Raw genomic sequence first — 15754 nt, forward strand, 5'->3', positions numbered from 1 at the left:
TTGTCTGGGGTGCCCCGGCCGATGGTCGGCCGGGGCCTTGATCATCGCAACATTCAGTTGCAACGCTCCTCGATATCGTTTTCGGCGGCATATGCGGCCGAATCTTCCTCGATCAGCGGCTGAAGCACGTCCTGATCCGATTGCACGAAATCGGTGATCAGCGTCCACTTCTCGGCATTCGCATCCCACTGGGTCACGGCACCAAGGCCATCACCACCATGGTTCTCGCAGGTCACCGTGAACTCGGGACCGAAGTTCGGCATGCCAAGCGTGGCCATCTTCTCCTCGGTGATCTCCAGAGATTCCATCCCGTCGCGCATCATTGCAGCGGTGATGTTGCTCGTGTCGTGGATCTCTTGCGCGGTCTTGGCCGCCTCGGCAGCAAGCATGGCTGCGTAAAGACCACGGTTGTAAAGCACGGTGCCAAGCTGATCACCCGCACCGGCCGCAAGGCCCTTATCCACGACATGCGTCTTCAGGTCGTCAAAGATCGGAAAGTCCGAACCCACGTTGTGGAACGCCAGCGCCTTGTAGCCATCCGCGCCTGCGCCTGCGGGTTTGACGTCGTTCTCGGAGCCCGACCACCAGATGCCGATGAAGTTTTCCATCGGAAAGCGGATGTTCACGGCTTCCTGAATGGCAACCTGGTTCATCACGCCCCAGCCCCACATCAGGACATAGTCAGGACGCTCGCGACGAATTTGCAGCCATTGCGATTTCTGCTCCTGACCGGGATGATCCACCGCAAGCAAGGTGAGCTCATACCCATGCTTCTTCGCCAGTTCCTCAAGTGTGCGGATCGGCTCCTTTCCATAGGCCGAGTTGTGATAGACCAGCGCAACCTTCTTGCCGCTCAGGTCCCCATCATTGAGATCCAGCAGGTGCTTGATCCCGACCGAAGCACCATCCCAGTAGTTGACCGGATAGTTGAAGATATGGCTGAACACCTTGCCGTTCTTGGCCGACGTCCGACCATAGCCCATCGAGTGTACCGGGATACCATCTGCGGTGGCCTTGGGGATCAGCTGATAGGTGATGCCGGTCGACAGCGGTTGATAAAGAAGCGCGCCGCTGCCCTTGGTTGCCTCATAGCATTCCACGCCCTTCTCGGTGTTATAGCCGGTTTCGCATTCGATCAGGTTGATCTTTTCACCGCCGATGCCGCCATCACGCTCGTTCAGAAGCGTGAAATAATCGGCATAGCCATCGGCGAACGGAATGCCGTTTGCGGCATAAGGGCCAGTACGATAGCTTAGCGACGGAAAGGTCAATTCTGCCAGCGCCGGACCTGCGGCCAGCGCCGCGCCCAGTGCCAGTGTGGCCAGTTTCATTTTCATCGGGTTTCTCCTCCCATTGGTTGATTCCGATGTTGTTCGGGGTTTTGCCCCCCCGAAAAGGGTCCGACCCGCCCACGCAACTCAGTGCGGGAAGGGCCAAAGCCTCAGTTTCTCCTTGATGATCCGCCAAAGCTGCGCAAGCCCATGCGGTTCGAGGACAAGAAAGGTTATGATCAAACCGCCCACGATCATGAATTCCAGGTGCGCGGCAAGGTCGGTGGGCCAACCCAGGCCCCCGACCAGAGTGTTCTTGAGAAATACCGGCAAGAGCACGAGAAACGCCGCCCCGGCAAACGCGCCAAAGATCGAACCCAAGCCGCCGATGATCACCATGAAGAGCACGAGGAAGGACTTGTTGATGCCGAACACCTCACCCACTTCCACGGCCCCGAGGTAGACGCTGAAGAACAGCGCGCCGGAAATCCCGATGAAGAAGGACGAGACCGCAAAGGCGCTGAGCTTGGCCTTGAGTGGATCGACCCCGATGATCTCGGCGGCGATATCCATGTCGCGAATCGCCATCCACTTGCGCCCCATACTGCCGCGCGTCAGGTTGCGCGCCATGAAGGCAAGACCTGCCAGGAACACGAGACAGAACAGATAGGCGACCCACGGATCGGCGTTGGCCCCGGTTACGTTCATACCAAAAATACTACGCTCAGGGGCGCTGATCTGACCCGAGGCCGAGTAGTTGTAGGCCCAGGCCCATTTGTTGAAAAGCCAGACAAGGAAGAATTGCGCCGCCAGCGTCGCCACGGCCAGATAGAACCCCTTGATCCGCAGGCTCGGCAGGCCGAACAGCACGCCGACAAAGGCAGTCACGAGCCCGGCGAGGATGACGGAAAGGAAGATATTGATCGGCGGCAACGCATACTGAACCCCACCGATCCAGATATCGAGCCCGGTCATGAACTTGTAACAGGCATAAGCCCCGACCGCCATGAACCCGCCAGTGCCAAGGCTGACCTGCCCGCAATAGCCGACCAGTATGTTCAGCCCGATGGCCGCGATGGCATAGATCAGGAACGGCAGGAACACCGAGTTGACCCAGTAATCGTTGATCACGAAGGGAATGACGGCAAACCCGATGAACAATACCGCGAAAAAGCCGAACCGGTCGAGCTTGATCGGAAAGGTCTGCCCATCCTCCGGATAAGAGGTCTTGAAATCACCGGCCTCACGATAAAACATCAGGCGCACTCCCCGTTTGCGTGTTCTTCTTCAAGATGCGTCTTTTTGACAAGGTTTGGCCGTTTGGCATAACCGGTCGCTTCGCTTTGGCGTATCAGCCAGAAATAGGCCCAAAGCCCAAGCCCCGCGCCGATGGCCGCCAGTATCGCCGCAGTCACCATCTGAGAAGCGTTGGAAGGATCGGACGACAGGGCGAGATACCCAAAGGCCCAGAACCCCGACCAGGCGATAACGTTGAGAATGGCGATCAGCTTGGACATCCCGTCACACCCTCTCGATGATCTTCTCGCCGAACAGACCCTGCGGCCGGAAGACGAGGAAGATCAGCGCCAGCACATAGGCAAACCAGTTTTCGGTCGCTCCACCCACCATCGGCCCGACGATGAACTCGAACAGTTTCTCGCCCACACCGATGATAAGACCGCCAACGATAGCCCCGGGAATCGAGGTGAACCCACCCAACATCAGCACCGGAAGCGCCTTGAGAGCAATCAATGACAGGGAGAATTGCACACCCGACTTGGTGCCCCACATGATGCCAGCCACCAGTGCCACGAACCCAGCCAGCGACCAGACCATGACCCAGATGAAATTGAGGTTGATACCAACCGAAAGCGCCGCCTGATGATCGTCTGCCACCGCGCGCATGGCCCGGCCATGTTTTGAATACTGTGCGAACATCACCAGCGCGATCACCAGGAGCACGGCGATAAAGGTCGCCCAAAGGTCGAGGTTGTCGATGAAGAAGCCATAGCCCAACAGGTTGAAGGTGATCTCGTCGATGAAGCCGTTGATCCCTTGGGGCAACCCGACATCAAGCTTCTTGATGTCGCTGCCCCACATGATGTCACCGAAACCCTCAAGGAAGTATGCCAACCCGATGGTGGCCATGAAGAGGATGATCGGCTCTTGCCCCACGAGATGCCGGAAGATGAAGCGATTCACCATCCAGGCCAACGCCACCATCACCACCATGGTCAACAAGATCGCGGCGAACGCGGGAACATTCCATCCGAAATGATGAACAGACGTGCCAAAGACCGCGTTGATCAGGTGGCTGAATGGAACACGCCCCTCCATGATCCCCACCAACGTCAGGGCCGCGAAAAGCGCCATCACACCCTGGCTGAAGTTGAAGATGCCACTGGCCTTGAAGATCAACACGAAGCCCAAAGCGACCAGCGCATAAAGCACACCGGCCATGAGGCCGTTCATGAAGACTTCCATTCCCCAAAGAAGCTGTTCAGGCATGGTGCGCATCCCCCGGATTGATTTGATCTCTTGCGGTTCTGTCAGTCATGGGCCACCCCCAGATAGGCGTCGATCACCGCCTGGTTGTTGCGCACCTCGTCTGGCGATCCATCGCCGATCTTCTTGCCGTAATCCATCACCACGACCCGGTCGCTGAGATCCATGACCACGCCCATGTCATGCTCGATCAGGGCAATCGTGGTTCCGAACTCGTCATTCACATCGAGGATAAAGCGGCTCATGTCCTCTTTCTCCTCCACGTTCATCCCCGCCATCGGTTCATCGAGGAGCAATAGCGACGGCTGCGCAGCCAACGCCCGGGCAAGCTCGACCCGCTTCTTGAGACCATAGGGAAGGCGCGACACAGGCGTTTTTCGAATGTGCTGGATTTCGAGAAAGTCGATGATCTTTTCCGCGACCTCGCGGTTCTCGATTTCCTCCTGCTCGGCCTTGCCCTTCCAGATCGCCTGCGACAAAAGCCCCATCGTCATGTGGTTGAGACGCCCGGTCATCACGTTGTCCAGAACGCTCATCCCCTCGAACAGCGCGATATTCTGAAATGTCCGGGCGATGCCTTGTCGGGCCACCTCGAAGGGCCGCATTTGTGGCCGCACCGCGCCCTTGTACCAGACCTCCCCCTCCTGCGGGATATAAAAGCCCGAAATCACATTCAGCATCGACGACTTGCCGGCCCCGTTCGGCCCGATGATCGCGCGGATCTCGCCCTCGCGAATGTCAAAGCTGATATCGGTAATCGCCTTCACACCACCAAATCGCAGGCTGATATTGCGCATTTCCATCAGCACACCGCCAATGGTTCGGCCATCCGCGGTGACATAGGTCTCCTGATCCATCACGCTCATTCTGCTGCCACCTTCTGGGGCTCGACCGGCACCACCTTGGCGTCGCGAATCTCCAGCGTCGCCTTGATCGTCCCCTTGCGCCCGTCTTCATATGTTACCTCGGTCACGGTCGAGACCGTCTCCGACCCGTCGTAAAGCGCCTCGACAATGTCATTGAACTTGTCTGCCACGAAGGCGCGGCGCACCTTGCGGGTGCGGGTCATCTCGCCATCGTCGGCATCGAGTTCCTTGTGCAGCACGACAAAGCGATGAATCTGGCACCCCGACAGCATCGGGTCTTCGGCCACCGAACGGTTCACCGCCTCGACATGCTCCTGGATGGTCGCCAGAACCCGCGGATGACCGGCCAGCTCCTGATAGGAACTATAGCCGATATTGTTGCGCTCGGCCCAGTTGCCCACTGCCGTAAGGTCGATATTGATGAAGGCGACGCAGTGGTCACGGCCATTACCGAACATCACGGCCTCAAGGATGTCGGGATAGAATTTCAACTTGTTCTCGACATATTTGGGCGCGAACATCGCCCCATCGGCCATCTTGCCCACATCCTTGGCCCGGTCGATGATCCGCAGATGACCGGTGCCTTCCTCGAAAAACCCTGCATCGCCAGTATCGACCCAGCCCTCGGCATCCTTGGTATCTGCCGTCGACTCGGGGTTCTTGTAATACTCGACGAATGTTCCCGGGCTGCGATAAAAGATCCGCCCTTCATCCGTGATCTTGATCTCGACCTCCGGTGCAGGCACGCCCACCGTGTCGGCCCGAACTTCACCATCCGGTTGCACGGTGATGAAGACCGATGCTTCTGTTTGACCGTAGAGCTGTTTCAGGTTGATTCCGAGCGAACGATAGAAGTCGAAGATCTCCGGCCCGATGGCTTCGCCCGCAGTATAACCTACCCGAACACGCGACAATCCCAGCGTGTTCTTGAGCGGCCCGTAAACCAAGACCTCGCCCATGCGGTATTTGAAATAGCTGCGCACAGGCTCAGGATAGAGATATAACCCCAACGGGTCCCTCGCCTTGAAATGATCGCGCGTGTCGATCGGGTGGCGGAGCTTGACAAAGAACAGGCGGATGGCGTTCTCAAGCAGCGCCTCAAGGGCAAAGCCGACCCCCATCGAGAATTTCCATGCCTGCTTGACCCTGCGTTTGAGATCGGGCTTGGCCAAGCTGCGTTTCGGCATCCCGTATTTCTCGCCCGCGCCAGTGCGAGCGAAATCCATGAAATGGTGAAACAGCGCACGTTTGAGCGTACCCGCATCCTCCATTCGGATCATCACGTTGGTCAATTGCGTCTCGAAGACACGCGGCGGCGCGAAATAATAGGTCGGCCCGATCTCGCGCAGGTCGATCATCATCGTTTCGGGGCTCTCGGGGCAGTTGACGCAGAAACCCGTCCAATAGGCCTGCCCGATTGAAAAGATGAAATCCCCCACCCACGCCATCGGCAGGTAGGCCAGAACCTCGTCGCCGGGACCAAGATTGTCGAACTCGCTCGCATTCTGGGCACTGCGGATGATGTTGCGGTTCGACAGAACCACCCCCTTGGGCTTGCCCGTCGTCCCCGAGGTATAGAGCATCACGCATTGATCATCGAATTTCGGCTTTTCGCGCCGGTCCTTCAGCTCCTGAATGAATTCGTCACGAGCCGCACGACCCTGTTCCTGCACCTTGGCGAATTCGTGAAGCGCCCTGTGGTCGTATTTGCGCAAGCCACGCGGGTCGATATAGATCATGTGCTCGAACTGGTGCAGGCGCTCCTGCACGTCGATCACCTTGTCGACCTGTTCCTGATCTTCGACAATGGCAAACCGCGCGCCGCAATGTTCGAGGACATAGGCCATCTCTTCGGCCGCACTGTCCTGATAGAGAGGCACCGGGATCGCGCCGACCGATTGCGCGGCCACCATCGACCAATAGAAATGCGGCCGGTTGCGTCCAATGATGGCAATGAAATCGCCCTCGTTGACGCCCAGATTGATCAGCCCCAATGCCAGCGCCTCGACCTCTTTCTCGGTCTCGGCCCATGTCCAGCATTGCCAGATTCCAAATTCCTTTTCGCGATAGGCGGCCTTCGAGCCGAACTCACGCGCATTACGCTGCAAAAGCGCCGGAATGGACTCCAGTCCTCCGGCCGTCTGAGACGGATTGCCCAAGTCTTGTCCTCCCTTAGCCCGCGTCCTCCGTCGGGCCCCCCGTTTTCCTCGGGGGATGATTCTCCCGCGTCATTGGGTGCGAAGCATACCCTTGACGTCAAGTTTTTCTCTATGTTTGCCGGAATCTAACAAATTGTTACAGGCGACAGCTGCCAGTTCCGCCGTTGCATCCCCCATTGTCCCCTTTCCCAATGACACCGGTTGCGCTACCTCCCCTAGCAGGAGGGGCCATGCAGCAGATCAGCACAGACACCCATGCCATGATGATGGCCGGGCTGAACCTCATTCAGCAGGCCCTGTCCATCTATGACTCTGACCTGCGCCTGGTGGTTTCGAACCGGATGTTCCGCGACATGTTCGGCCTACCCGAGGCGCTCGTCACACCGGGCGCACATTTCGAGGACACGATCCGCTATCTCGCCACCAGTGGCGAATATGGACCGATTGACGATATCGAGGATTTCGTGAGGACCCGCGTCGAGCAGGCCCGCGCCTTCGTGCCGCATTACATGGAACGCCCCCGCGCCAATGGCCGCATGATCTCGGTGGAAGGTTCCCCTCTGCCCCAAGGTGGCTGGATCACCGTCTATACCGACATCACCGCCGCAAAACGTGCCGAGCAACTACTTCGCGCACGCTCCGAAGAACTCTCGGATCAACTCCTTTCTCATACTGAAGAGCTCTCGGCAGCCAACCGCGAACTCGCCGCCACCGTCACCGCGCTGGAAGAGGCCAAGCGCCAGATCACCGAGGCCGAGGCCCGCACCCGCCTCACCACCGAGATGATGCCGGCCCATATCGCCCATGTCGGCGCCGACCGGCGATATACCTATTCCAACCGGCGCCTGAGCACCATCATGCCGGGCAGCCAGACCAATATCGTCGGCAAACATGTCGCCGATGTTCTGGGTCCACAGCCATGGTCGGTGATCGGTTCACATCTCGACCGCGCCTATGCCGGGCAACCTTCGGTCTTCGAATTCACCCATGAACCGTCGTCGCGCCGGATTCGCGTCGCGCTCACCCCCGATCCGATGTCGGGGGGGGTCTATATCCTGTCAATGGACATCACCGAAGAGACGCAGGCCCGCACCGCCCTGCAACAGACCCGGCGGCGGGAAATTGCCGCGCAACTCACCTCCGGCCTCGCCCATGACTTTTCGAACCTGCTGACCATCATCCTCGGCATGCAGTCACGGCTTCAACGGATGGACCTTCCCGACGAGGCCGGAGGCCTGATCGCTGCCACCCTTTCTGCCGCCCGCCGCGGTGGCACACTGCTGAACCGAATCGCCGATATCACTGGCGCACGCGAAGTTCATCCCCGACCGACCGACTTGCCCGCCTTTCTCCGCGATATCGAAACGCTGGCCGGCTCGACGCTGCCACCGCAGATCAGGCTCGAAATTAACAACCTGATTTCGCACGATGCATTGATTCTCGATGCGGGCATGTTGCAGGACAGCCTGCTCAACCTCGTTCTCAACGCCCGCGATGCCTGTAACGGACAGGGGCGTATCACCCTCACCGCACGAACGGTAAAGGACACATGGGCGGAATTCACCGTTCGCGATACCGGCCCGGGCTTTTCGCCGCAAGCGCTCGAACATGGCTTCGAGCCGTTCTTTACCACAAAGGGCGGCGAAGGCTCGGGGCTTGGCCTTGCCATGGTATATGACATGACCAAACTCGCCGGCGGGCAGGCCACATTGACAAATCGCGACACTGGCGGGCAGGTCTCGATCCGCCTGCCTCTGCGCCCCGCCACCGCGCCCATCGCCCCGGGACTCGTCCTTCTGGTCGAGGACAGCGCCGATCTGCGCGCCACCATCCGCGATATGCTGACGGGCGCGGGCCACACCGTGATCGAGGCTGCCAGCGCCGCCGAGGCGCTCTCGCTGGCCGCGCAGATACCAGACATCTCGCTCTTGCTCTCCGACATCTCGCTCGAAGGCAACGATACCGGAATCGACTTGATCGACCGTCTGCCTGAACCGCACCCGCCGGTCTTTCTGATGACCTCACTCCCCGCGACGCACCCACTTCACCAGACGGCCTTGTCACGTGCGCCCGTTCTGACCAAACCCTTCAGCGCCGAACAGCTTGCCGCTTTCCTCGCGATGGAGCCCGCCTCATGACAGATGCCCCTCTCGTCACCATCCTCGACGACGAACCGGCGATCCGCGACATGCTTTCGGACGCATTGGAAGAGGCGGGCTTTCGCACGATGGGGTTTTCACGCGCGACGGAATTCGAGGCCGCGCTGAAATCGACAACGCCGGATGTCTGCCTTGTCGATCTCTCCCTGCCCGATCGCGACGGGCTTTCACTCGTCCACCGCCTCGCACTCGAACAGGGAGCGACCGTGATCATCATCTCAGGTCGTGCGCAGGTGCAGGATCGCGTGACCGGGCTCGAACTGGGCGCCGATGACTATATAATCAAACCCTTCGATCCGACCGAAGTCGTAGCCCGCATCCGCGCCCGCCTGCGCAAACCCGGCCTCTCGCCTCAAACCGGTGAAACCGCCCGCTTCAACGGCTGGACCGCGCATTTCGACCGCTACATGCTGACCGACGAAAACGGGTCTGAAACTCCCTTTTCCCATGCTGAAGGCGAGGTGCTGCGGCTGTTTCTCGAACGACCCAAGCGGCTCATTTCCCGCGCGATGATGCAGGAAAGCCTCGGCGGCGCCGCAGGGGAAAGCTTTGACCGCGCCATGGATGTCCGCATCTCGCGCCTGCGCACCAAGCTGCGCGAAGATCCGAAAAACCCCCGCCTGATCAAGACGATCTACGGCGCTGGCTATATCTTTCTGGGGGATGTTACATGGTCCTGAACAGTCCCGCCTGAACAGTCCCGAGCGCCGCATGCCTTGTCGCAGATGCTCAGCCTTGCAATCGTTCCACCGCTCCGGCCAGAACCTTTAGACCGGCCACCAGGTCGCGCTCGTCCGTGTCCTCTTCAAAGGCATGGCTGATCCCGTCGATGGACGGCACGAATAGCATTGCCGAAGGCATCAGCCGTGCCACGTTCGTCGCATCATGCAGCGCACCCGAAGGCATCCGCCGCCACCGCCCCGGCGCGGCCTCTTCCGCCGCCCCTTCCAGCGCGGCGCGCAGGTGCGCATCCATGTCCATCGGCTCAAGCCCCAGCATCGGGCCGATGCTCAAGTCCAGTTCCCGCTCCGTCGCCACCTCCTGTGCCGTTTCGCGGATGATCTCCTCCATGCGCGCCAATCGCCCGGCATCGCCATCGCGCCACTGCATCGAGAATACGGCCCGCCCGGGCACGATCGAATGCGCGTCGGGATGCAGGCTCACATGGCCGATCGTCCAAACGGTCGCAGGCGTCACCACGTTGCGAAACCGCGCGTTGATCCGCGCGTTGAATTCGGCCAGGCCCTGAAACGCATCGCGACGCCGGTGCATCGGCGTCGTCCCGGCATGGTTCTGCTCGCCTTCGAAGGTGATCCGCATATCGCGAATCCCCACGATACTCTCGACCACGCCGACAGACTCGCCCGCCTCGTAAAGCCACGGCCCCTGCTCGATATGCATCTCGATGAAGCCATCGAATTGCGCCGGATCGACGAAATCGCCCGTCAGATGCGCCATCGAGGCTCGCGCTTCGGCAAAACCGACGCCATCCCGGTCGGTCAGTTCATCCGCCGCTTCAAGTGAAAGCTTGCCCGACCAGACGGTGCTTCCCGTGGTCACACCGAACCGCCCTTCCTCGTCCTGAAACGATACCACCGACACCGGCGGTCCGCCCGTTTCGCGCGATGCCCGCGCAACTTCAAGCGCCGCCATCACGCCCAGCGCCCCATCGAGCCACCCGCCTTCGGGCTGGCTGTCCGAATGCGAACCCATCAGCAAGGATTTTTCCCCGGCCAACCCGAACAGGCTTCCGACCGGGTCGAAATGCGTCTTCAATCCAGCCGCCTTCATCCGCCCGGCCAACCATTGCCGCGCTTCGATATCGGCTTTCGAATAGGCCGGGCGCACCACGCCCTTGCCAACGCCCGACGCGCCAAAGCGGCGCAGCTCGTGCAGTTCGGCTAGGAATCTCTCGGGATTGACGGGAATCATGACGCACTCCTCCTGTTGTTCCTCTCGGCATACGCCGCCAAATCGGATTGGTCAATTTATCATGATAAATCGTAAGCCCGGTTCACGATCTCCCCTGCACCAAAGGCGACCTCGCCAGCCGGGCCCAATCGTTCAGATCCCCAACCGGTCGCGCGTGGCGTACCACATCATCGCCAGCGTCAGCAGCGGTGCGCGCAACGCCGCACCACCCGGGAAGGGCCTCGTGGGAATGCGCGACAAGACGTCGAACCCGTCGCTTTCGCCTTCAATCGCCCGGGCCATGATCTGTCCGGCCTGTGTCGCACTGCCGACGCCATGCCCGGAGTAGCCCGAGGCCGAAAGCACGTTCGGCGCCACCCGCGCGACATAGGGCAGCCGCCGCATGGTGATGGCCAATGTCCCGCCCCATGTATAGTCGAAGGGAATATCCGCGAGGTGCGGGAAAATCTCGGCCATCGGCCTGCGCACTGTCCGGTCGATGTCGGGAAAGCGATAACCATAGCTTTCGCCACCGCCGAAGAGCAGCCGCTTGTCCGGACTCAGGCGAAAATAATTCACCACGAATTTCGAATCCGCCACTGCCACATCGCGGGCAAGCACCCGGGCGGCCTCCTCCCCCAAAGGTGGCGTCGCGGCGATGAAATTGTTGATCGGCATGACCCGCGCCGCGACCTTGCGGTTCAGTCCACCGAGATACCCGTTGGCGGCCAGGATGACATGTTCCGCCCGCACCTTGCCCGCATCGGTTCGGATTTCGACCGGGCTCTGGCCCTCGCCGATCTGCTGCACACAGGTGCCTTCGTGGATGCGCACGCCCGCCGCCACAGCCGCCCTTGCGAGGCCCAACGCGAAATTGAGCGGATGCAGATGCGCCGCTCCCATATCCAGCGCGCCACCCACATATTTGGGCGAAGGGCAAAGCGCCTGCATCGCATCCCGGTCCAGCGCCTCGATCTGCCCGTATCCATATCGGTCCTTAAGATGCGCGACATAGGCGTGTTCGTGCTTCACCTCTCGCGCAGTGAACGCCGCATGGGCAACGCCCGGCCTCAGGTCACAGTCGATCCCATGCTCGGCCACCAGCGCCTTGACCAGCGCCTTGGCATCCTCGCCCAGATCCCACAGCTTGCGCGCATCCTCGGCCCCGACCAGTTTCTCAAGCGTGAACTGGTCCACCCGTTGGCCGGACCCCAACTGTCCGCCGTTGCGCCCCGACGCACCAAACCCCACCCGATGCGCCTCGAGCAGCACCACATCGCGGCCAGCCTTGGCCAGATGCAGCGCCGCCGAAAGGCCAGTGAACCCACCGCCTACAATGCAGACATCGGCCCGCGCCTCTCCCTGAAGCGCGGGGAACGGATCAAGCGCATGCGCGGTCGCGGCATACCAGCTTTGCGGATATTGTCCGCGCCGGTCGTTGGAAAACAATAGGTTCATACGTTCAACAGCAGATGTTCCCGTTCCCAAGGCGAAATGACCTGAAGGAACTCCTCGTATTCGGTGCGTTTAACGATGGAATAGACCCGCGCGAATTCAGGGCCCAAAACCTCGTGCAACTTTTCCGACGCATCGAAGATATCAAGCGCGGCTCCCATCTCGCGGGGGATATCCTCTTCCCCCTCATAGGCGTCGCCCTTGAACTGCTTGTCCGGGCGCTCCTCCTCCAACAAACCGAGATAGCCACAGGCGAGGCTCGCGGCGATACCGAGATATGGGTTGCAATCCATCCCCGCGAGCCGGTTTTCCACGCGCCGCGATTCCGGCCCCGAAAGCGGCACGCGGATGCCCGTGGTGCGGTTGTCGCGGCCCCATTCAAGGTTGATTGGCGCGGCATGGTCGCGCACGTATCGGCGATACGAATTCACATAGGGCGCAATCACCGCGATGGCCGAGGGCAGATGCGTCTGCATCCCGGCGATAAAATGGAAAAACGCATCCGTTTCCCCACCTTGAGGGCCGGAAAAGATGTTCTTTCCAGTTTCGACATCAAGCACCGAATGGTGAATATGCATGGCACTGCCCGGTTCCTCCGCAATCGGTTTGGCCATGAAGGTAGCATAGCAGTCATGGCGCAGCGCCGCCTCGCGAATGAGGCGTTTGAAATAGAACACCTCATCGGCCAGCTTGACCGGATTACCGTGGCGCAGGTTGATTTCGAGCTGCCCCGCCCCGCCTTCTTGGGTGATCCCGTCGATCTCGAACCCCTGTGCCTCGGCGAAATCATAGATGTCGTCGATCACCGGCCCGAACTCGTCTACGGCAGTCATCGAATAGGCCTGCCGAGCGGCGGCGGGGCGGCCGGAGCGACCCATCATCGGCTTGATCGCCTTGGCCGGGTCGAGATTGCGCGCCACCAGGAAAAATTCCATCTCGGGCGCAACGACCGGTTTCCAGCCCTTTTCATGGTAAAGATCGACCACCCGCTTGAGCACGTTGCGCGGGGAATAGGGGATCGGATTGTTCTTGCGGTCATAAGCATCATGGATGACCTGAAGCGTCCAGTCGCCGGTCCAGGGTGCGGCGGTGGCGGTGGACATGTCCGGCTTGAGGATCATGTCGCGTTCGATGAAACCCTCATCCCCTGCGGCCTCGCCCCAATCGCCTGTAATCGTTTGATAAAATATCGAGTCAGGCAGGTGGAAATAGGTCTGGCGCGCAAATTTCGATGCTGGAACCGCCTTGCCGCGAGCGATGCCCGGCAGGTCGGAGATGATGCATTCCACCTCGTCGAGCCTGCGGCCTTCAAGGAAATCCTGCGCGGCCTGTGGTAGCGTCTTGATCCAGTCGGCGGTCATTTTTCTTTCCTGTTCAAATGCTTGACCATCATCTCCGCGAATACGGCGCTGTCGTCAGGATGATCGAGCGTGGCAGTGGCGGCGTCGATTAGGTCCGGGGGCACAACACCGGGTGCGCGGTAGCGCAAAAGCGCGTCGATCATGGCCGCCGTGAATTCGGGATGTGGTTGAATTGTAAGAATATTCTCTCCGATCATCAGGGCCGCGTTGGCGCAGAAGTCGCTGGACCCGATCAGCTTGGCATCGGGTGGCAGCTCGACCACCTGATCCTGGTGCCACGCATTGAGGCGCATGGGCTTGTTTTCGATGCTGTATTCCTGCTGACCGATCGACCAACCCCCTTGATATTTCTCGACTTTTCCGCCCAGCGCCTGGGCGATGATCTGATGACCAAAACATACGCCAACCAGCGGTTGGTCGGCGTCGCGGATGGCGCGGATCAGGGTTTCGAGGGGGGGAATCCAGTCGTGATCTTCGTAGGCGCCGTGTTTGGAGCCGGTGATGAGCCATGCGTCGGCCGCTTCGGGGCCGTCGGGGAACTTTCCATCAACCACGGAATATGTAATAAACTCAAAGCCTTGCCCATCAAGAAGGCGCTGGAACATCGTGTCGTAGTCGCCAAGCTCGCCCAGCACCATGTCGGGGGCGTGGCCGGTTTGCAGGATGCCGATTTTCACGTCTTTCTCCGAATTTGATCAAGTTCCGAAACGGACCGGAAGACCCGTGTCAGACCGTTTCGAGATAGGTTTTCCAATGGTCCTCGGGCACGATGGCCTTCATCCCCTCAAGTTCCTGCCGCTTGGTATAGCACAGGTTGGAAACGAGGTCTCGGGGCAGAATGCGGGCGATGCGGGCATCCGACTCGAAGGCCGATATCGCACTGTCCCAATCCGGGGCGAGACCGGGCAGGTCGAGGTCATAGGCGTTGCCGGTGATCGGCGCGGGCGGGTCCGCCGAATCCTCGATCCCGGTGAGCGCGCCGCCGAGGATGACGGCAAGCGCCAGATAAGGGTTGATGTCGCCACCTGCCACCCGATTCTCGATCCGCCGCGCCACTGGTGGTCCGGACGGCACCCGGATCGCCGCAGTGCGGTTGTCATAGGCCCAGGACGCGCCGGTGGGCGCATGGGCACCCGGTTCGAGGCGGGCATAGGAATTGGCATGCGGCGCAAAGATCAGCGTCGCACCGTGCATCGCCTCAAGGCTGCCGGCAATCGCGTGGTGCAAAAGCGCGCTGCCCTCGGGCCCGCCGTTGTCGAAAATGTTGCGCCCCTCGGCGTCGAGCACCGAGAAATGCACATGCATCCCCGAGCCCGCATCACCCGCGAACGGTTTGGCCATGAAGGTCGCCGCCATTCCGTGCTTGCGCGCCAAGCCTTTGACAAGGCTTTTGAAAAGCCATGCGTTATCGGCGGCGCGCATGGCCTCGCAGTGGCGCAGGTCGATCTCGAACTGGCCCAGACCGGCCTCGGAAATCGCCGATTGGGCGGGGATGTCCATCGCCTCGCACGCCTCGTAAAGCGCGGTGAACCAGTCGTCGAAGGCGTCAAGCTGCCTGAGCGAGAGGATCGCCTGGCCATGCAGCGGGCGACCCGAAAGCGGGTTGATCGGCGGGGCCAGCCGGGTGTCGCCGTCATCGACCAGGTAGAATTCCATCTCGGTCGCGGCCTGCACGGTCCAGCCGCGTTCGGCATAGCGCGCCAGCACGGCGGCCAGCGCGTGGCGCGGATCACCGGCAAAGGGCGTGCCATCGTCGTGGAACATCCACATCGGGACGAGCGCGCTGGGGCTGTTCAGCCATGGCATCGGAAGGGGGCCGCGTTCGGTGGGCAAAAGAACGCCGTCGGCATCGCCGGACTCGAACACCAGCGGGCTGTTCTTGATGTCGGCGCCCCAGATGTCGACGTTGAGCACCGAATAGGGCATCCGCACCCCATCGGTTTCCAGCTTTTCAGCGGCCTGGGACGGGAGGCGCTTGCCGCGCACCTGACCATTGAGGTCAGCCGCGCCGACGCGGAAGGTTTGCAGATGTCTGAGGTCCATGAAGGGCTCGCTTGGGTAATTTGA

At 60.6% G+C, this 15754-nt stretch carries 13 protein-coding genes; 2 read left to right on the forward strand and 11 right to left on the reverse strand.

Annotated features, from left to right (window positions below):
• Window positions 1–53 precede the first annotated feature (53 nt).
• The 6 genes from FLO80_RS05760 to FLO80_RS05785 all read right to left on the reverse strand — a co-directional run bounded on the left by FLO80_RS05760 (window position 54) and on the right by FLO80_RS05785 (window position 6771).
• Complete coding sequence (locus tag FLO80_RS05760; RefSeq protein ID WP_111362625.1) at window positions 54–1337, reverse strand: ABC transporter substrate-binding protein; 1284 nt, start codon at window positions 1335–1337, stop codon at window positions 54–56.
• Between the two features lie 81 nt (window positions 1338–1418).
• Entirely contained in the window at window positions 1419–2528 is a 1110-nt protein-coding gene (locus tag FLO80_RS05765; protein ID WP_111362626.1) for a branched-chain amino acid ABC transporter permease, read from the reverse strand.
• Window positions 2528–2788, reverse strand: coding sequence for a hypothetical protein (locus FLO80_RS05770; protein ID WP_111362627.1), 261 nt, complete (start codon window positions 2786–2788; stop codon window positions 2528–2530). Before FLO80_RS05770 ends, FLO80_RS05765 begins: the two co-directional genes overlap by 1 nt.
• A gap of 4 nt (window positions 2789–2792) precedes the next feature.
• On the reverse strand, window positions 2793–3779 hold the full coding sequence (locus FLO80_RS05775; RefSeq protein ID WP_111363179.1) for a branched-chain amino acid ABC transporter permease: 987 nt from the start codon (window positions 3777–3779) through the stop codon (window positions 2793–2795).
• A 41-nt stretch (window positions 3780–3820) separates the two neighbouring features.
• Window positions 3821–4642, reverse strand: coding sequence for an ABC transporter ATP-binding protein (locus FLO80_RS05780; RefSeq protein ID WP_370331400.1), 822 nt, complete (start codon window positions 4640–4642; stop codon window positions 3821–3823).
• The gene (locus FLO80_RS05785) at window positions 4639–6771 is read right to left on the reverse strand and encodes an AMP-binding protein (RefSeq protein WP_111363181.1); all 2133 of its coding nucleotides are present in this window, start codon (window positions 6769–6771) and stop codon (window positions 4639–4641) included. Before FLO80_RS05785 ends, FLO80_RS05780 begins: the two co-directional genes overlap by 4 nt.
• 260 nt (window positions 6772–7031) lie before the next feature.
• On the opposite strand from FLO80_RS05785, the gene FLO80_RS05790 reads away from it, so the two are divergent.
• Window positions 7032–8939 (forward strand): hybrid sensor histidine kinase/response regulator, encoded by a 1908-nt coding sequence (locus FLO80_RS05790; protein ID WP_111362628.1) that lies wholly within the window; start codon window positions 7032–7034, stop codon window positions 8937–8939.
• Window positions 8936–9640: a response regulator transcription factor gene (locus FLO80_RS05795; protein ID WP_111362629.1), complete on the forward strand. Its 705-nt coding sequence runs from the start codon at window positions 8936–8938 to the stop codon at window positions 9638–9640. The genes FLO80_RS05790 and FLO80_RS05795 overlap by 4 nt, the downstream gene beginning before the upstream one ends.
• A 49-nt stretch (window positions 9641–9689) precedes the next feature.
• On the opposite strand, the gene FLO80_RS05800 is transcribed toward FLO80_RS05795, so the two are convergent.
• From FLO80_RS05800 to FLO80_RS05820, 5 genes are all read right to left on the reverse strand, one after another.
• Window positions 9690–10892, reverse strand: a complete 1203-nt coding sequence (locus FLO80_RS05800; protein WP_111362630.1) for a hydantoinase/carbamoylase family amidase — start codon at window positions 10890–10892, stop codon at window positions 9690–9692.
• Window positions 10893–11024: 132 nt separating this feature from the next.
• The gene (locus tag FLO80_RS05805) at window positions 11025–12329 is read right to left on the reverse strand and encodes an NAD(P)/FAD-dependent oxidoreductase (RefSeq protein ID WP_111362631.1); all 1305 of its coding nucleotides are present in this window, start codon (window positions 12327–12329) and stop codon (window positions 11025–11027) included.
• The gene (locus tag FLO80_RS05810; RefSeq protein WP_111362632.1) at window positions 12326–13687 is read right to left on the reverse strand and encodes a glutamine synthetase family protein; all 1362 of its coding nucleotides are present in this window, start codon (window positions 13685–13687) and stop codon (window positions 12326–12328) included. Before FLO80_RS05810 ends, FLO80_RS05805 begins: the two co-directional genes overlap by 4 nt.
• A complete protein-coding gene (locus FLO80_RS05815) occupies window positions 13684–14364 on the reverse strand; it encodes a type 1 glutamine amidotransferase (RefSeq protein WP_111362633.1) in 681 nt (226 codons plus the stop codon). Before FLO80_RS05815 ends, FLO80_RS05810 begins: the two co-directional genes overlap by 4 nt.
• A gap of 49 nt (window positions 14365–14413) precedes the next feature.
• Complete coding sequence (locus FLO80_RS05820) at window positions 14414–15730, reverse strand: glutamine synthetase family protein (RefSeq protein ID WP_111362634.1); 1317 nt, start codon at window positions 15728–15730, stop codon at window positions 14414–14416.
• Between the last annotated feature and the right edge of the window lie 24 nt (window positions 15731–15754).

The organism is Aquicoccus porphyridii, from assembly GCF_008369105.1.
In the GTDB taxonomy this organism is placed as follows: Bacteria; Pseudomonadota; Alphaproteobacteria; order Rhodobacterales; family Rhodobacteraceae; genus Aquicoccus; species Aquicoccus porphyridii.